Source organism: Pseudarthrobacter siccitolerans (assembly GCF_030823375.1).
GTDB classification, from domain to species: Bacteria; Actinomycetota; Actinomycetes; order Actinomycetales; family Micrococcaceae; genus Arthrobacter; species Arthrobacter siccitolerans_A.
The window spans coordinates 3,197,858-3,215,670 of the sequence record NZ_JAUSXB010000001.1; the positions used below are offsets into that span (position 1 = coordinate 3,197,858).

16 protein-coding genes and 1 tRNA gene are annotated in these 17,813 nt (G+C 66.1%); 10 read left to right on the forward strand and 7 right to left on the reverse strand.

Annotation, left to right across the window (positions count from 1 at the left end; all coding sequences use genetic code 11):
* Positions 1-149: 149 nt before the first annotated feature.
* On the reverse strand, positions 150-1,277 hold the full coding sequence (locus QFZ36_RS14855) for an FUSC family protein (RefSeq protein WP_306637680.1): 1,128 nt from the start codon (positions 1,275-1,277) through the stop codon (positions 150-152).
* 249 nt (positions 1,278-1,526) lie between these two features.
* Between QFZ36_RS14855 and pstS the strand changes: the two genes are divergently transcribed.
* The 4 genes from pstS (at position 1,527) to pstB (ending at position 5,678) form a co-directional block, all read left to right on the forward strand.
* Positions 1,527-2,648: a phosphate ABC transporter substrate-binding protein PstS gene (pstS, locus tag QFZ36_RS14860; RefSeq protein ID WP_306637681.1), complete on the forward strand. Its 1,122-nt coding sequence runs from the start codon at positions 1,527-1,529 to the stop codon at positions 2,646-2,648.
* Positions 2,649-2,760: 112 nt separating this feature from the next.
* Positions 2,761-3,693: a phosphate ABC transporter permease subunit PstC gene (gene pstC / locus QFZ36_RS14865; protein ID WP_306637682.1), complete on the forward strand. Its 933-nt coding sequence runs from the start codon at positions 2,761-2,763 to the stop codon at positions 3,691-3,693.
* A complete protein-coding gene (gene pstA / locus QFZ36_RS14870) occupies positions 3,694-4,806 on the forward strand; it encodes a phosphate ABC transporter permease PstA (protein ID WP_306637683.1) in 1,113 nt (370 codons plus the stop codon).
* Positions 4,807-4,898: 92 nt separating this feature from the next.
* Complete coding sequence (gene pstB / locus QFZ36_RS14875) at positions 4,899-5,678, forward strand: phosphate ABC transporter ATP-binding protein PstB (RefSeq protein ID WP_050056681.1); 780 nt, start codon at positions 4,899-4,901, stop codon at positions 5,676-5,678.
* A gap of 95 nt (positions 5,679-5,773) precedes the next feature.
* Here pstB and QFZ36_RS14880 read toward each other — a convergent pair whose 3' ends face one another.
* From QFZ36_RS14880 to QFZ36_RS14895, 4 genes are all read right to left on the reverse strand, one after another.
* On the reverse strand, positions 5,774-6,178 hold the full coding sequence (locus QFZ36_RS14880) for a hypothetical protein (RefSeq protein ID WP_306637684.1): 405 nt from the start codon (positions 6,176-6,178) through the stop codon (positions 5,774-5,776).
* Positions 6,179-6,448: 270 nt separating this feature from the next.
* Entirely contained in the window at positions 6,449-7,462 is a 1,014-nt protein-coding gene (locus QFZ36_RS14885) for an inorganic phosphate transporter (protein WP_306637685.1), read from the reverse strand.
* 1 nt (position 7,463) lies between these two features.
* Positions 7,464-8,081, reverse strand: a complete 618-nt coding sequence (locus tag QFZ36_RS14890) for a DUF47 domain-containing protein (protein ID WP_306637686.1) — start codon at positions 8,079-8,081, stop codon at positions 7,464-7,466.
* A gap of 349 nt (positions 8,082-8,430) precedes the next feature.
* A complete protein-coding gene (locus QFZ36_RS14895; RefSeq protein ID WP_306637687.1) occupies positions 8,431-9,090 on the reverse strand; it encodes a hypothetical protein in 660 nt (219 codons plus the stop codon).
* Between the two features lie 178 nt (positions 9,091-9,268).
* On the opposite strand from QFZ36_RS14895, the gene QFZ36_RS14900 reads away from it, so the two are divergent.
* The 3 genes from QFZ36_RS14900 to mmuM all read left to right on the forward strand — a co-directional run bounded on the left by QFZ36_RS14900 (position 9,269) and on the right by mmuM (position 11,539).
* Positions 9,269-9,341: transfer RNA gene (locus QFZ36_RS14900), tRNA-Lys, on the forward strand.
* Positions 9,342-9,512: 171 nt separating this feature from the next.
* Positions 9,513-10,529 (forward strand): LacI family DNA-binding transcriptional regulator, encoded by a 1,017-nt coding sequence (locus QFZ36_RS14905; RefSeq protein ID WP_306637688.1) that lies wholly within the window; start codon positions 9,513-9,515, stop codon positions 10,527-10,529.
* Between the two features lie 44 nt (positions 10,530-10,573).
* On the forward strand, positions 10,574-11,539 hold the full coding sequence (gene mmuM / locus QFZ36_RS14910) for a homocysteine S-methyltransferase (protein ID WP_306639231.1): 966 nt from the start codon (positions 10,574-10,576) through the stop codon (positions 11,537-11,539).
* Between the two features lie 37 nt (positions 11,540-11,576).
* On the opposite strand, the gene QFZ36_RS14915 is transcribed toward mmuM, so the two are convergent.
* Complete coding sequence (locus QFZ36_RS14915; protein ID WP_306637689.1) at positions 11,577-12,074, reverse strand: hypothetical protein; 498 nt, start codon at positions 12,072-12,074, stop codon at positions 11,577-11,579.
* A gap of 223 nt (positions 12,075-12,297) precedes the next feature.
* Here QFZ36_RS14915 and araB point away from each other — a divergent pair, with 223 nt between their 5' ends.
* The 3 genes from araB (at position 12,298) to araA (ending at position 16,346) form a co-directional block, all read left to right on the forward strand.
* The gene (gene araB, locus QFZ36_RS14920) at positions 12,298-14,064 is read left to right on the forward strand and encodes a ribulokinase (RefSeq protein WP_306637690.1); all 1,767 of its coding nucleotides are present in this window, start codon (positions 12,298-12,300) and stop codon (positions 14,062-14,064) included.
* Complete coding sequence (locus tag QFZ36_RS14925; RefSeq protein ID WP_306637691.1) at positions 14,061-14,762, forward strand: L-ribulose-5-phosphate 4-epimerase; 702 nt, start codon at positions 14,061-14,063, stop codon at positions 14,760-14,762. Before araB ends, QFZ36_RS14925 begins: the two co-directional genes overlap by 4 nt.
* Positions 14,763-14,825: 63 nt before the next feature.
* The gene (gene araA, locus QFZ36_RS14930; RefSeq protein ID WP_306637692.1) at positions 14,826-16,346 is read left to right on the forward strand and encodes an L-arabinose isomerase; all 1,521 of its coding nucleotides are present in this window, start codon (positions 14,826-14,828) and stop codon (positions 16,344-16,346) included.
* 2 nt (positions 16,347-16,348) lie between these two features.
* Here araA and QFZ36_RS14935 read toward each other — a convergent pair whose 3' ends face one another.
* Positions 16,349-17,155 (reverse strand): ANTAR domain-containing protein, encoded by an 807-nt coding sequence (locus QFZ36_RS14935; protein WP_306637694.1) that lies wholly within the window; start codon positions 17,153-17,155, stop codon positions 16,349-16,351.
* Positions 17,156-17,813: the final 658 nt, after the last annotated feature.

Here is a 17,813-nt window from a genome sequence, read left to right on the forward strand (position 1 = left end):
ACCGACAATCCCCGCCCGCACCCTAACCTCGCACGCTCGGCCAGGGAACCCTGCGGGCGTGGGCCCAGCCCGCACCCTAACCTCGCACGCTCGGCCAGGGAACCCTGTGGGCGTGGGCCCAAGCTCGACCACCGAAGGCCCACCCGACCCTAAAGCGCCGGCAGCACGTCCCGGGCTTCGCGCGCATCCATCCCCGTGGCCTCGAGCAGGTCCACCATCAGGGGCCGGTAGAGCATCACCACCGTTTCACCTTCGAGCCGCTGCACCTCCAGCAGCTTGGGGTGCAGGCGCAGGGCAATCTCGCTCAGGTCGCGGCGGGCCGTGCGCAGGTGGGCGCGGCGGACGCCGTCGTGCGTTTCCGCCAGCCCCAGCGAGAGCTCGTCAATGGCGGCAGCGGTCTCCTGCAGCACCTCCGCGATGTTTTCCGTCGCCTCGTCGGACAGGGCCGCGTTATTGATGGCGCTGGTGAGCCGGCGTGCGAACACCCGGCTGTTCCGCAACGCCAGGTCGATGAAGTCGAGCGACTGTTTCAGCTGCTCCAGCTCGTCCCGGTGCCGCCGGTAAGCGGGCGCCAGGCGGGCCACCTCTCCGGATGAACGGAGGGACTGGCGCATTGCATCCACCAGTGGCTGGCAGTTCCGGCCCCGGATAAGGGCGTGCCAGGCCTGGCTTGAATCACTGCTGGCCATCGCCCCGGCGCACTCCCGCAGCACCTCGGCCAGTTCATGCAGCAGCTTCTGGACATCCTTGCGCGGCTCCCGCCGGGGATCCTTCGGGATCAAAATCGTCACGAGCAGTGCGCAGACCCCACCTACTACCGCGTCGATGCTCCTTGTGAACGGGCCACCGGCCGGCGCGGGCAGCAGCACCACCAGAACGGACTGCAGCGCCAGTTGGGTGGTGAAGATGGTGCCGCTGTCCAGGAAGCGCGCCAGCAGGATAGAGAAAAGAAGGACGACGGCGGCCTGCCAGATTCCGCTGCCCAGCCAGTGCAGGAGCAGGTCACCCACGGCAATGCCGATGGTGCAGCCCACCCCCACCTCCACAACCCTCCGCAACCGCGGTTCCCGCGAGAAACCCAGCGCGATCAGGGACGACGTGGCGGCGAAGAGGGGCCCGGAGTGGCCCAGTACATACTCGGCGAAGGCATAGGCGCCCACAGCGCAAAGGGTCATCTGAATGGCGGGAACAAGGGAATTGCGGCTTCGGATCAGGCCCGTGCGGAAACGGCCGTGCAGGAAACGCCTGCTTGCTGAAAGTCCTGCTGCCTGGGCCATGACGTCCAGTCTATTTGCTGGCTGTCCGTTTGCCGGCGGCGCACTACGGCTGGCGATGTGATCTGCGCAATGGGGACCCGGCACTTGTCAACGAATATCCCGCCGTCGTTAATGTTCCGTTCACTTTGGTCAGCCCATCCCGTTACCTGCGCCCCATAACTTCATTGAAGGTACAGAACGTACGCATCGCGCTGCAGGGCCTCTCCGTCCTTGCTCCGCACCTGAGAAACCCTGGAAGGGGTACATCTAGTGAAGGCACTCCGCTTCGGCCGCCACGCGGCTATCGCTGTTATCGCAGCCGGCGCACTCGCGCTCACGGCCTGCGGTTCAGACAACGCCACGGGCACCGCTCCCACAGGCGGCCAGACGTCTGCCGGTCCCAAGGTCACCGGCACCCTCACCGGAATCGGCGCATCCTCCACCGGGGCAGCCATGGACGCCTGGAAGGCCGGCTTCGCCAGCGCCAACCAGGGCGCCACTGTGCAGTACTCTCCGGACGGCTCCGGCGCGGGACGCAAGGCAATCGTTGACGGCTCCGCACAGTTCGCCGGCTCTGACGCTTACCTGAAGGACGAAGAGCTCGAGAACTCGAAGACAGTCTGCGGTCCCGCCGGCGCCATCAACATCCCCGTCTACATCTCGCCGATCGCCGTGGCCTTCAACGTTCCCGGCGTCACCGAGTTGAAGCTGGACGCAGCCACCGTGGCCAAGATCTTCCGCGGCCAGGTTGCCAAATGGAACGATCCCGCCATTGCCGCTCTCAACGAGGGCGTCACCCTGCCGGACCTCAAGGTCACTCCGGTGAACCGCTCGGACGACTCCGGCACCACCACCAACTTCACCGACTACCTGGCTTCGGCTGCACCTGAGGTCTGGACGGACAAGTCCGCCGGCATCTGGCCCGCAAGCCTGCAGGGCGAGAACGCCAAGGGCACCTCAGGCGTGGTCAAGACCGTGACCGACACCCCCGGCGCCGTAACCTACGCCGACGACTCCGCCGTGGGCGGCAAGCTCGGCACCGCTGCCATCAAGGTGGGCGGGGAGTTCGTCAAGATCTCCGCTGATGCCGCCTCCAAGGCAGTGGAAGCCGGCAAGCCCGTCGAAGGCCGTTCCGCCAACGACGTCGCCATCAAGCTGGACCGCAAGACCACCGCCTCCGGTGCCTACCCGGTGGTGCTCGTTTCCTACCACGTTGTCTGCAGCGCCTACGACAAGCAGGAGACCGTTGACCTGATCAAGGCGTTCGAGAACTACGTAGTTTCCGAGGAGGGCCAGAAGGCCGCTGCGGACTCAGCGAAGTCCGCACCGCTTACCCCGGCCCTGGCGAAGAAGGCCGCGACGGCCATCGAGTCCATCAAGGTCAAGTCCTAATTACCGCACCGGATCCGGGTTCCCCGCCTGCCGCGAGGCAGTGCGGGGAACTTGGCTTTGGACGCCACGCTTTCCAGTCTTTAAGTAACCTCCACGATCGAAGGGCCGTCGAATGACCGCCACCCCCCTGACCAGCACCCAGGCCGCCGGCCGCGCCGGGGACAAAATCTTTTCGGGTGCCGCGCTGGCCGCCGGCTGCCTTATTCTCGCCGTCCTCTTTGGCGTCGCGCTCTTCCTGGTGGTCCAGGCCATCCCGGCACTGACCGCACCGGCGGCCGGGATCCAGGGCGGGGAAGGCTTCTTCGCCTACATCTGGCCCATCGTGATCGGCACGCTCATCGCCGCGGTGATCGCACTGGTGATCGCCACGCCAGTTGCCATCGGCGTTGCACTGTTCATCTCGCACTTCGCGCCGCGCGGCCTCGCCGCCGGTTTGGGCTATGTGGTGGACCTGCTCGCCGCCATCCCGTCCGTGGTCTACGGCGCCTGGGGTGCTGCGTTCCTGGCCAAGGAAATCTCCCCGGCCTACAACTGGCTCGCCCAGAACATGGGCTGGCTGCCCGTTTTCCAGGGACCCGCCTCGGCCACGGGCAAAACCATCCTCACTGCGGGCATCGTCCTCGCCGTGATGGTGCTGCCCATCATCGCCTCGCTGTCCCGCGAAATCTTCCTCCAGACCCCCAAGCTGCATGAGGAAGCCGCGCTCGCCCTGGGCGCCACCCGCTGGGAAATGATCAAGATGTCGGTCCTGCCCTTCGCGCGGCCGGGCATCATCAGCGCCGTGATGCTCGGCCTGGGCCGCGCCCTCGGCGAAACCATGGCCGTGGCGCTGGTTCTCTCCTCCGGAGCCCTGACCGCCAGCCTGATCCAGTCCGGCAACCAGACCATCGCAGCGGAGATCGCCCTGAACTTCCCCGAGGCCAGCGGGCTCAAGGTCAGCACCCTCATCGCCGCCGGCCTGGTCCTGTTCATCATCACCCTTGCCGTGAACATGATCGCGCGCTGGATCATCACAAGGCACAAAGAATTCTCGGGAGCCAACTAAATGACCTCCACGCTCACGCCCGTCCGCAGCAAGCGCTCCACGCTCACAAAGGGCCAGCTGCCCAGGTATGCCCCCTACGTGGTTCTGGCCGCCGCCCTCATTGTGGGCGCCGCGGTCCTCGCCCTGGCAGGGTTCAACGCCTTCGGCTGGGGCATCGTCTCGGCTGTCCTGTTCGCCATCGGGCTGGTGTCCTGGAGCGCCGCGGTGGAGGGTTCCCGCAAGGCGAAGGACAAACTGGCCACCTGCCTGGTGGTGGGGTCCTTCCTGGTGGCACTGCTCCCGCTCGTCTCGGTGATCTGGACCGTGCTGGTTAACGGCGTGCCCGGGCTGCTCACGCCGGGTTTCCTCGGCACCTCCATGAACGGCGTGACCGGTGTTTTCGACAACAAGGCAGTGGAAGAAGGCGCAGCCGTCAAGGGCGGCATCTACCACGCCCTCCTCGGCACCCTGCAAATCACCCTGCTGGCCACTGTCATTTCGGTGCCGGTTGGCCTGCTCACCGCCATCTACCTCGTGGAGTACGGCCACGACGGCCGGCTTGCACGGGCCATCACGTTCTTCGTTGACGTGATGACCGGCATCCCCTCCATCGTGGCCGGCCTCTTCGCCGCCGCCTTCTTCTTCGCTGTTGTTGGCCCCGGCACCAAGACAGGCGCGGTCGCCGCCGTCGCCCTTTCCGTCCTCATGATTCCGGTGGTGGTGCGGTCCAGCGAGGAGATGCTGAAGATCGTGCCCAACGAACTTCGGGAAGCGGCCTACGCGCTGGGCGTGCGCAAGTGGCGGACCATCATCAAGGTGGTGATTCCGACGGCGATCTCCGGCATCGCTTCGGGCGTCACCCTGGCCATCGCCAGGGTGATCGGCGAGACGGCGCCCATCCTGGTCACCGCCGGCTTCGCCACCAGCATCAACTCCAACGTGTTCAGCGGCTGGATGGCCTCGCTGCCCACGTTCATCTACACCCAGATCCTGAACCCCACATCACCGGCGAACCCGGACCCGTCCTCCCAGCGGGCCTGGGGCGCCGCCCTGGTGCTGATCATCCTGGTGATGATCCTCAACCTGGGCGCCCGGCTGATCGCCAGGGTCTTCGCCCCCAGGACAGGCCGCTGACGCCTGCTCCCTGCTTTATGCCGGCACTCCCATTCCGCTCCTTCGGGCCGGAACCTAGACTTCAATCCATCCCCAGTTAGTGAAGGAACACCATGTCTAAGCGCATCGACGTCAAGGACCTGAACGTGTACTACGGCGATTTCCTCGCAGTGGAAGACGTCACCATCAACATCGAGGCCAAGTCCGTCACCGCGTTCATCGGCCCCTCCGGCTGCGGCAAGTCCACCTTCCTGCGGACCCTGAACCGCATGCACGAGGTACTTCCGGGCGCGCGGGTTGAGGGTGAGGTGCTCCTCGACGGCGACAACCTGTACGGACCCGGAGTCGACCCCGTCACCGTCCGCTCGCAAATCGGCATGGTGTTCCAGCGGCCCAACCCGTTCCCCACCATGTCCATCCGGGACAATGTGCTGGCGGGCGTGAAGCTGAACAACAAAAAGATCTCCAAGGGCGAGGCCGACGTCCTGGTGGAGCGTTCGCTGAAGGGCGCCAACCTCTGGAACGAGGTCAAGGACCGCCTGGACAAGCCTGGTTCCGGCCTTTCCGGTGGCCAGCAGCAGCGCCTCTGCATTGCCCGGGCCATCGCCGTGGAGCCGCAGGTGATCCTGATGGATGAGCCCTGCTCCGCCCTGGACCCCATCTCCACCCTGGCCATCGAAGACCTCATCAACGAGCTCAAAGACCAGTACACCGTGGTGATCGTGACGCACAACATGCAGCAGGCAGCCCGCGTCTCGGACCGCACCGCCTTCTTCAACATCGCCGGCACCGGCAAGCCCGGCAAACTCATCGAAATCGGCGACACCCACACCATCTTCAGCAATCCAACCCAGAAAGCAACGGAAGACTACGTCTCCGGCCGCTTCGGATAAGCCCCGGTTGTACCGCCGGAATCTGATGCAGATCCGGGCAGGAAGCTGCTGCGAACCGCCGCTTTTCCTATCTCGCGGGGGCCGTCGTCGTGCGCTTACTCCGGGACTTCAAGCTGGAAGCCGCACCGGCAGCGCAGCACCCTCGTGGGCAATGACACGGTGTTGAGCCCGTTGGCGCCCTCGCTCTGATAGCACAGGCGTTCTATCTCGAATTCGGCTTCCTCCATGGGGAATCCGCAGTGGATGTAGTCGTCACCGAACATCACGACCTTCGCCATCCAGCGCACCTGGCCCAGAGCCGCAGCCACGTCGGCCGCATAGGCGAGGTGTTCGTGGAACCGCTGGCACTCGTTGCAGGTATAGGAGACAGTCACCAGGTCGCCATGGGCCGCTTCGATCGCCATGATCGCATGGATGGTCAACTGCTGTTCCGTCCCGCAAAGCTCGCAGCGCATCTGCCGCGGCTGTGGCGCGTTGTTCGGGGGAGTCAAGTGCGACATGACGCCTGGTCTTTTCCACGTTTGTGCAGCCAGGCCGCCGATATGCTGCAGCGGAATTATCCGCGGCCCTGCACCCGGCGGCGGATGTCAGACCCGGCAAGCAGCCCTGGGGGTCTGTTGTTGAATCTACGGCACAGGCTTCCGGCTGTATAGATCACCCGCCGTATAGATCTCGGGCTGTACAGGCCTGGGGCAGTACGGATCACCGGCTGTCGAAGGGCGCACGGGGCGGCGGTCCCTGTCATAGACAGGCGGACCGGCATGGGCGCGTCATCCCGGCAGTGGCGAAAGTGCCAGCGCCAGCACGAAGGCAAGCACGGCCGTGGCCACCGGGGTCAGGACCCAGAGCCCCACGATGCGGATCACCAGCTTCCGGTTGGTCACCGAAAAGTGCTGGTTCTCTCCGGCGCCCAACACTGCCGAGGTGACTGTGTGCGTGGTGGAGAGCGGCCAGTGCAGGCCGATGGCGCCCACAAAAAGCATCACGGCGCTGAAGATCTGTGCCACCGACCCCCGCAGCGGATCGATCCTGGTGATTTTGTAGCCGATGGTGTGCGAGATCCGCCAGCCGCCGCACATTGCGCCGGCGGTGATCATCACCGCGGAAAGCAGGGCCACCCAGACGGGGATGGTGCCGCCGCCGGAATAGCCGCCCGCCAGCAGGGCCAGGAGGAGGACTGCACTGACCCGCTGCCCGTCCTGCAGGCCGTGGCCGAATGCCACCGCGCCCGCGGCGATGGACTGGCTCCTGCGGAACCGCTGGTTCACCACATTCGGCTGGGTGTGGCGGGCGGCCCAGGTAGTGGGGTAGACGAGCAAAAACGCGCCGCTATAGGCGACCAGCGGCGACAGTACCAGTGGCAGGATGACCTGGACCAGTAAGGAGCGGTCCGCCCCTCCAACCCCCAGCCCGCCCAGGGCCAGGCTTGCGAGCCCGGCCCCGGCGAGGCCGCCCACCAGGGCATGGGTGGAGGAAGCGGGGATGCCCCGCCACCACAAAAGGATGCCCCAGGCGATGGCGCTGGCCAGGCCGGCGAGGAGGATGCTAAGTCCGTCCGTCCCGGCGGGAAGGCTGATCCAGGTCTGGCTGACGGCGACCGCCAGTCCCGCGCTGACCAGCGCGCCGATGAAGTTGAAGAAGGCGGCGAGCAACACTGCGACGGTGGGGGTGAGTGCCCTGGTGCGCACGGCAACGGCCACGGAGGTGGAGACGTCGCGGAACCCGTTGAGGAAGGCGAACACGGCGGCCAGGAGCACCACGGCGCCGAAGATAACTTCGGCCACCTCACGATTCCTTGACGATGATGCTGCCTACCTGGGTGGCGATGCGCCGCATGTCCTTGGTGACGTCCACCAGCTGGTTGGCAATATCGCGGTTGCGGGAGTACTGCGCCCACTTCATGTCGCTGATCATGTCCGCCACCCACACCCGGTGCGTCCGTTCGGCGCGCTTTGCCAGCCGGAGGATTTCGATCCAGTAGTCCTCCAGATCGTCCAGGTCGTCGAGCCGGCGCATGGCGTCCACCGTGAGCTCGGCTTGCCGGCTGATGATTTCCAGCTGGTCCGCGGCCCGTTTGGGCAGCCGCTCCAGCCGGTACAGCGCCACCAGTTCTGCGGCGGCATCCAGCTTCTCGATGGCCTCATTGAGGTAGCGGGAGAGGGCGTACATGTCCTCGCGCGGCAGCGGATTCACGAAACTGGTGCGCATATGGGTGAGCAGGGCGAAATGCAGTTCGGCGGACCGTGCCTCGTGGTTGTGCATGTCCTCCACGAGCTTGCCGTGCTCGTCGGCGGGGACACCGAGGATTTCGGCGAGCGTGGCGCTGCCCAACACGATTTGCTGCGCCATTTGCGATAAGAGGTTCAGCCCGGCGGGCTCCTGGGGAAAAAGGCGCAGTTTCACTTAGTTACCGGTCTCCGGGAAAAGTACAGGGCGGGAGTTGCCTGCCGTGTGACCTGACCCCGGCGCAACCAACGCTAACTCTACCGGTCCGCAAAAGGCCCCTGAAATGGGCTAACAGGGAAGTGGCCAGCCAAGACCTGGTTGGCAGGCGGCGGGCATAAAAATGGTGCCGAACCGGATACGCCTCTCGGCGGTAGGCCGCTCTAGGCGGCTAAATGTTGAAGCCCGGGGGTTTCGCGGCTCGGCACCAGTTTCAGTGTTCTACGTTGGTTGGCCCAAGTCAACATTGACAGATGCGCGGTCTTGGGCCACTGGAATTGGGCCCTCCCTGCCGGGCATCCCCGCTGCCTTAGTCCAGCTCGCCCAGCCGCCAGGCGTTGGCGGCGTGCTCGAGGTCTTCGGCGGTTTTCACCAGCTGGTGGGAGTTGCGGGTGAGTTTGCTCGCGTGGGCCTCGTTGCCGTAGTCGGCACCATCGGCAAGCGTCGCCTGGCCGAGCGCCACCACACGGCAGAACGCGGCGGAACGTTCCAGCGCAACGTCGAACTCGCCGTCGAACGCGCCGGACAGGATGGCGTCCGCCATCGTCTTCATCTCGTCCGCTCCGGGAGGCTCGGCGGCACCTGCCACCACATTGGAAACCTGGGCCGTGTCCTTGCCGGCCCGGAAGTACACGGAAATGCGCTCCGGGTCCTGCACCGTGGCCGCCCGCAAGGCGTAGAGGCGCCAGAGTGCGCCGGGAAGCGACCTGGCCGGGCTCTCCGCCCACATCTCGGCAATGGCGTCCAGTCCCTGCTCGTCGGCAAGCCGGACGAGCCGCTCGGTCACCGCCGGATCATCGCTGTCGCGGCCGTGCCGGACCAGCGCCTGCGCGGCGAGGTGGGCGGCTTCGGACACCCGCGCGGGATCTGCGCCGCCGGCAAAAGGCTCGAAGTCCACGGGGGCGAAAGGCTTCGGCTTATGGTGCCGGTTGGCGCCGCCGTACGGACTGGGACCTGGTTGCTCGCTCATGCCACCCACGCTACTCCTGTGCCCTGCCGGAAATCGAGCATCAGGACCCCGGTCAACGAGCCCGACGACGGGTCCCCACTTGCGTTCAATGGGGCCGGAACCATGGGTTAGAGTATTAAATGTCCAGAAATGGACTGGGCCGGGCAGGCCGGCACAGCGTGCCGCTACAGCCCGGCAGGGGCCTTTAGCTCAGTTGGTAGAGCATCGGACTTTTAATCCGTGGGTCGTGGGTTCGAGCCCCACAGGGCCCACTCTTTACGAAGAGCGGGAATCCCCCGGCAGCCTCCCAAGGCCGCCGGGGGATTTCTCGTTGGGCCACGGGCATCAAACCGGGGTTAGGGGTTGGTGGCAACAACTGACAGAAACAGGACAGGGACCAGCCAGCCAACGGGTTACCGGCAGCAAGCGGGCACAATGGGGACATGACAAAAAGCAGCACCGGGCGGCTGCCGCGGCTCGAGGACGTGGCAGAACTTGCTGGTGTTTCGCACCAGACCGTTTCCCGGGTAGTCAACGGCCACCCCAACGTCAGCAAGGCAACGCGTGAAAAGGTCGAGGCCGCCATCGCGCAGTTGGGCTACCGGCGGAACACCGCGGCACGGAGCCTGGTGACCCGGCGCTCGCAGACCATCGGCGTACTGGGCAGCGAGCTTTCACAGTACGGCCCGGCCAACACGATGCTGGGGGTGGAGCGCGCGGCGCGGGACGCCGGCTACTTCGTCAGCATCGCCGCGCTGCGTTCCGTCGGCAGGGACGCCATCTTCGATGCGCTGCGGCACTTCACCGACCAGTCCGTGGACGGGATTGCTGTCCTGGTGCCGCACACCGAAACCCTGCGGATCCTGGAAGAGTTCAACCCCGGGGTGCCGGTGGTGGCCGTCGGGTCGCCGGGCAATGATGCCGTCAGTGGCGCGATGGTGGACCAGGAACGCGGTGCCCGGATCGCCGTCGGCCATCTCATCGAACTCGGGCACCGCAGGATCGGCCACGTTGCCGGGCCGGCGGACTGGATCGACGGCGCGCTCCGCACCGACGGGTGGCGCGCGGCCCTGAAGCAGGCAGGTCTGGACGATGACCTGCTGCTGGAAGGTGACTGGAGCGCGGAAAGCGGCTACGCGATCGGGCGGCGCCTGGCGGCGGAGCGGACGGCAACCGCCCTGTTTGTCGGCAACGACCAAATGGCCCTCGGCGTGCTGCGGGCGTTCAACGAGGCAGGCGTGCGGGTGCCCGACGACGTCTCCGTAGTGGGATTCGACGATCAGCCCGAATCGGGCTACTTCACCCCGCCCCTCACCACGGTGCGCCAGGACTTCGAAGAGCTGGGCAGGCGCTGCATGGATGCCATGCTGAAGGAAATTGAAGCCGGGGCCCCGGTGACTTCCACAGTGGTCACCCCGGAGCTGGTGCCGCGGGAGAGCACCGCAGCACCGCACCCCTAGCACCGCCTTCGCTGTAGCCTGAAGTGATGCCCCAGCCTGACATGATGCCCCGCAGCAACGCCCTGCCCCGACTGCTCGACGCCGGAGAGAACCTGGTTCTGGACGGTGCGCTGGCCACGGAGCTTGAAGCGCATGGCTGCGACCTCGAGGACCCGCTGTGGTCCGCTAAAGTCCTGCTGGAGCAGCCGGAACTCGTCAGGCGGGTCCACCTCGACTACTTCAAAGCCGGGGCGCGCGTCGCCATCACCGCCAGCTACCAGGCCACGCCGTTGGGGTTTGCGCGCCGGGGAATTCCTGAAGCCGAAGCCTTGGAACGCGTTGCCATGAGCGTTCGCCTGGCTGACGAGGCCCGCCGTGAGTACCTGGCCGGGAACCCGGAGTCCGGTCCGCTGCTGGTGGCCGGATCTGTTGGACCGTACGGGGCCTACCTTGCCGACGGGTCCGAATACCGCGGCGACTACACGCTCACCAGGAACGAATTTATGGAATTCCACCGGCCGCGGGTCGCGGCGCTCGTGGCAGCGGGAGCCGATGTCCTTGCCTGCGAAACGTTGCCCTCACTGCCTGAAGCTGAGGCGCTGCTGGAACTGATTGCGGAGTTCGACGTCGGATCCTGGCTGACGTTCACGCTCCGGGACGGAGCGCACATCAGTGACGGCACGCCGCTCGAACGGGTAGCGGAGCTCTGCAATGCTGAGCCGCTGGTCGCCGCCATTGGTGTGAACTGCGTTCCGCTGGAGTTGGTCACCCCGGCATTGGACGCTTTAGGCCGGGCCAGCCGCAAACCGCTGATCGCCTACCCCAACTCCGGGGAAACCTACGACGCCACCACCAAGACCTGGGGACCGGCCGTGTCCGCCCGCGGAGGGGCAGGAACCGAACGGCCGCCGGCCAGCCTCGTGGAAGGAATCCCGGCGTGGCAGGAACGTGGCGTGCGCATGGTGGGTGGCTGCTGCCGGACCACACCAAACGACATTGCCGCTTTGGCACGGCTCTGGCGGCAGCCCTAATTTCGCCGCGTGACCTGAGATCACAACCGGCGACTCACTAGGCAGCGGGGGACTTCTGCCGGGCTGCCTGGACGCGGCGGGGCCAGCGGGTAAAACTGGGCCAGTAGTTCATGACGGCATAGGCTGCCAGCGCCGCAGCCATGTGCACGTGGAGCATCAGTTGGAGCGAGTACCCCGCGGGCGAGGCCGCCTCGACGGCTGGGCGAGGACCTTGGGCGGTGTCAACGTTCTGCATATTGCCGCCGTGCCCATGACCGGACAGCCCCTCGCCGGAACCGCCGGAAAACGCTGCAAACCCCAGATGGAGCAGTTGCTGGGCGAGTCCGCACGCGAGCAGCACGGCCCAGCCGGGCAAGCTGAACCGGCCCACCATCGCTGCCGCCATGCCCATCAGCGCAGCCACGGCCGCGAGGATCATCAGTGAGGGCACCGGTCCGCCGGCTGCCACATGCGCCACCAATCCAAGCCCGGTGGAGAGCGGGCCGGCCAACCATACGCGGGATGCAGTGCGCTCTTTGGGTTGCACGGTTTCCACGGAGCCCCTTCTTGTCGCCTGGCGTTTGTTCCGGCGGGTTCATCCTGTCCCTACCCCTTTTGGGCAGCCTCGCACAGTTTTTCCGGGCTTCGGGTGCAGTACGCATGGAGCTGGACGTGCAGCCGCATGCCGGGTTTCGAAACTCCTGGCATTGACTTCATTGTTGTTAGCGCTCACAATTAAGAGCGCCGTGAAGCTGCGGCAGCTACTGGAGGAAAGTTTTATGGACGTCAGAGTGGACATGGACAATTACGTCATCGGCGTGGACTACGGAACGCTGTCAGGACGGGCCGTGGTGGTCCGGGTGCGGGACGGCGAGGAGCTCGGCAGCGGCGTGTACGAGTACCCGCATGCAGTGGTTACGGATGTACTTCCGGAGGACCTGGCGGGCCACGGCACTGACGGAAAGAGCGTCAGGCTTCCGGGGGAATGGGCGCTTCAGGTGCCGAACGACTACCGGGACGTCCTGCGCAACGCTGTTCCCGCCGCCATCGCTGACGCCGGGATTGACCCGGCCGCCGTCGTCGGAATCGCCACGGACTTCACCGCCTGCACCATGGTGCCGGTGAAGGCGGACGGCACCCCGCTGAACGAGCTCCCGGGGTTCGAAAACCGCCCCCACGCCTACGTGAAGCTCTGGCGCCACCACGCCGCCCAGCCGCAGGCGGACAGGATCAACCAGCTCGCCGCCGAACGCGGCGAGGACTGGCTGCCGCGCTACGGCGGCCTGATCTCCTCGGAGTGGGAGTTCGCCAAAGGCCTGCAGCTGCTGGAAGAGGACCCCGACGCCTATTCCGAAATGGACCACTGGGTGGAGGCCGCGGACTGGATCGTCTGGCAGCTGTGCGGCCAGTACGTCCGGAATGCGTGCACCGCCGGCTACAAGGGCATTTACCAGGACGGGCGGTACCCGTCGGAGGACTTCCTGGCGGCACTGAACCCCCAGTTCAAGGATTTCGTCAGCGCCAAGCTGGAACACACCATTGGCCGCCTGGGCGACGCCGCGGGCTACCTCACCGCGGAGGCTGCTGAATGGACCGGCCTTCCCGAGGGCATCGCCGTCGCTGTGGGCAACGTGGACGCCCACGTCACCGCTCCTGCCGCGCGCGCAGTGGATCCGGGCCAGCTGGTGGCCATCATGGGCACCTCCACCTGCCATGTCATGAACGGCACGGAGCTCCGCGAAGTGCCCGGGATGTGCGGCGTGGTTGACGGCGGCATCGTGGACGGACTCTGGGGCTACGAAGCCGGCCAGTCCGGCGTGGGCGACATCTTTGGCTGGTTTACCAAGTACGGGGTGCCGCCGGAATACCATCAGGCCGCCGACGCCGCGGGGCTGGGCATCCACGAATACCTCACCGGCCTCGCCTCCCGGCAGGCCATCGGTGAACACGGCCTCATCGCCTTGGACTGGCACTCGGGCAACCGCTCAGTGCTGGTGGACCATGAGCTGTCCGGCATCGTGGTGGGCCAGACCCTCGCCACCCGGCCCGAGGACACCTACCGCGCGCTGCTGGAAGCCACCGCCTTCGGCACCCGGACCATCGTGGACGCCTTCCGTGACTCCGGTGTCCCGGTCAAGGAGTTCATCGTGGCCGGCGGCCTGCTCAAGAATCCGCTCCTGATGCAGATCTATGCGGATGCCACCGGACTGCAGCTATCCACCATCGGTTCAGCCCAGGGCCCGGCCCTGGGCTCGGCCATCCACGCCGCCGTCGCCGCCGGTAAGTATGCCAACATCCGCGAAGCTGCCGCCGCCATGGGTTCGGAACCGGGCGAGGTGTACACCCCGATTCCTGAAAACGTGGCCGCCTACGAGGAACTGTTCCAGGAATACAAGACACTGCACGACTACTTCGGCCGCGGCACCAACAACGTAATGCACCGGCTCAAGGCCATCCAGCGCAGGACTGCCGGTTCCCTGGGGGGAGCTGCGGGTTCCCCGGTGGGGGCTGCCGCTGCTGAGGCTGCCGTGGAGGTATCCGCATGAGCGCCGGAACGGGAATCCTCGAAACCATCGCCCGGGTCCGGGACGAAGTCTGCGCCCTGCACGCCGAGCTGACGCGGTATGAACTGGTGGTATGGACGGCGGGCAACGTCTCGGCCCGCGTCCCCGGCCACGAGCTGATGGTCATCAAGCCCTCCGGGGTTTCGTATCAGGACCTGACGCCGGACCAGATGGTGGTCACGGACCTGTACGGCGTGCCTGTTCCGGGAGATGCAACGGGTGAGTGGGGCAACCCGGCGCTGTCGCCGTCGTCGGACACCGCGGCACATGCCTACGTTTACCGGCACATGCCCGAGGTGGGCGGGGTGGTGCACACGCATTCCACGTACGCCACCGCCTGGGCCGCCCGCGGGGAAGCCATCCCGTGCGTGCTCACCATGATGAGCGACGAATTCGGCGGATCCATCCCGGTAGGCCCATTCGCCCTGATCGGCGATGACTCGATCGGCCACGGCATCGTGGAGACGCTCAAGAACTCCCATTCCCCGGCCGTGCTGATGCAAAACCACGGCCCGTTCACCATCGGCAAGGACGCCAAATCGGCGGTGAAAGCGGCCGTGATGTGTGAGGAAGTGGCCCGGACGGTCCACATCTCCCGGCAGCTCGGTGAACCCGTCCCCATCGACCAGGGCCATATCGACTCCCTCTACGCCCGCTACCAGAACGTCTACGGCCAATAACAGCCCGGACAGCAACAGCCCGGCCAATAACGGCCCGCCCAGCTTTACTCCCAAGGAGAACCCATGAGCACCGCAGCAAACACTTCCCTTGACGGTTACGAGGTCTGGTTCCTCACCGGCAGCCAGCACCTTTACGGCGAGGACGTCCTCAAACAGGTGGCCGCCCAGTCCCAGGAGATCGCCAACCGGCTCAACGCCTCCTCATCGGTGCCGGTCCGGATCGTGTGGAAGCCGGTCCTGACCGATTCCGATGCGATCCGCCGCACCGCCCTTGAGGCCAACTCGGACGATTCCGTCATCGGCGTCACCGCCTGGATGCACACGTTCAGCCCGGCCAAGATGTGGATCCAGGGCCTTGACCTGCTCCGCAAGCCGCTGCTGCACCTGCACACCCAGGCCAACCGGGACCTGCCCTGGGCGGACATCGACTTCGACTTCATGAACCTGAACCAGGCCGCCCACGGCGACCGCGAATTCGGCTACATCCAGTCCCGCCTGGGCATCGCCCGCAAAACCGTCGTGGGGCACGTCTCCAACCCCGAGGTGGCCCGCCAAGTGGGTTCCTGGCAGCGCGCCGCAGCCGGCTGGGCCGCCGTCCGTACCCTGAAGCTGACCCGCTTCGGGGACAACATGCGCAACGTGGCCGTCACCGAAGGCGACAAGACGGAGGCCGAGCTGCGCTTCGGCGTCGCGGTTAACACCTGGTCCGTCAACGAGCTCGCCGATGCCGTGCACGGCGCCGGAGAGGCCGACGTCGACTCACTCGTTGCCGAGTACGAGGACCTTTACGACGTGGTGCCGGAGCTCCGCGCAGGCGCCGCCCGCCACGAAGCGCTCCGCTACGGCGCCCGGATCGAACTGGGCCTGCGTAGCTTCCTGGAAGCCAACGGATCGGCCGCGTTCACCACGTCGTTCGAGGACCTGGGTGCGCTCCGCCAGCTTCCGGGCCTGGCCGTGCAGCGGCTCATGGCGGCCGGGTACGGCTTCGGCGCCGAGGGCGACTGGAAGACCGCCATCCTGGTCCGCGCCGCAAAGGTGATGGGCGCCGGGCTGCCCGGCGGCGCCTCCCTGATGGAGGACTACACCTACCACCTGGAGCCCGGGGCGGAAAAGATCCTGGGAGCCCACATGCTGGAGGTCTGCCCGTCCCTGACTGCCGGTAAGCCGCGCCTTGAGATCCACCCGCTGGGGATCGGCGGCAAGGAAGACCCTGTCCGGCTGGTGTTCGACGCCGATGCCTCACCGGGCGTGGTGGTGGCTCTGTCCGACATGCGGGACAGGTTCCGCCTGGTGGCCAACGCCGTCGACGTCGTTCCCCTGGACCAGCCGCTGCCCAACCTGCCGGTGGCCCGCGCCCTCTGGCAGCCTCAGCCGGACTTCGCCACCTCCGCCGCCGCCTGGCTCACCGCCGGCGCCGCACACCACACCGTGCTCTCCACCCAGGTGGGCATGGACGTGTTCGAGGACTTCGCCGAGATCGCCAAAACGGAGCTGCTGACCATCGACGAGGGAACCACCATCCGGCAGTTCAAGAAGGACCTCAACTGGAACGCCGCCTACTACAAGCTTGCCGGCGGAATCTAGGGCTAGTGGCCGAAGTGCGCCCGCGGAGGGCCCTCGGGCAGCCGCTCGAGGATGTCCTCCGCGACCAGGCGTACCTTGATATTCCGGTGGCTGGAGGCCCGGGCGAGGATTGAAAACGCCTCATGGTAGGAACACCTGTTTTGGGCCATGATCACGCCGCAGGCAACGTTGATGGACGTACGGCTGTCCAGGGCGAGCCGCAGATCCGATGCAGTGGACCTGGCGTTATGGAGGTCCAAAGCCATCTGAAGGCTTTTCGCGGCGAGGCCGGCGAAGGAGCGTGCCTCCGAGATCACCTGCAGTGGAAACGCCTTGGCGTCCTGGGCAAAGAACGCCAGGGCGGCGGTGGTCTCGCGGACGGGGACGGCACCGTCACCAGGTTCCTCGTTGTCCGGCTCCAGGCGGAGCCGTGTGCCCAGGACGCTGCCAAGGTTCGCCTTCTGTAGCTCCTGGCAATACCGGGGCCAGCGGAAGTCGCCGCTCCTCTGCAGCACGGCTACGGGATGTCCGCCGGCCAGGACGTCATTGACGGGACCTTCGCCCTTTTCCTGTTCCCATTCCAGCAAGCGGATGACTTCTCCGGAAGTACCGGTAATGACCGGGCTCCTCTTCGGCTGCCGCACCACCACGCCGCACTCGATTACGGGGCCGGCCGTGCCCACAACAGCCCGCGCTGATGCGGCTGCCAGCAGTTCAAGGGAGTGGCGCAGCGTTTCGGCGCCGGTTACGAGGTCCAGCAGGATTGCGCTCGGCGTCCCGTTGGGGGAGCCGGATGCCGCGGGCGGCCTTGCCTTCCCGGATCCGGCCATTCGCGGTGCGCCGTTTCCAGATGCAGTGCTTCCAGGTGCGCCCTTTCCAGGTGCAGTGCTTCCAGGCGCGCTGCTGCCAGGTCCAGTGCTGGCAGGTGCGGTGCTGCCGTGGGGAACGCGCGCGACTGCCGGGCTTCCGTGTGTGGCAGGCCCGCGAGGATGGTGAACGGGGCCTTGCTGGGAAACCAGAGGGCCGGCGACGGCTGGGGGAGAGGCCTTGGTCTCAAAGGCCTCCTCGTCGCCGGCCCCGCTTAATACCCGGGTGCGCCGGCCCGGGAAATCGGAGTTTGCGTGTTGTTGGTGCATTGCCAGTCTCACTTCCCCCTCGTGAGCCAAGTACTGCGGGCCGGAACCCGTCTTGTCTCTGAGGAAAAACCTAGTGGCGCGGCCGTTCGCGGTGAATGCGTAACCGGTACTTGTTTTTGAGATTAGGTACTACTTGGGTTTGCCTCCCACTGGCTTCTTTTTGGTGTTGCCGCAGGTGGGCGGCGTGTGCCCGGCGGAGACCGCATGCCGCCTGGCCCGGAACGATCAATGGCAGGGCGCTTGACTCAATCCGCGGAACCCCCAACAATACTTCTATAACGTTGTAAAAGAACGAGGAACGAGGACGTTTTCGTGGCATCAACAGAATCCACCGCCCCTGGCCGGTCCACCG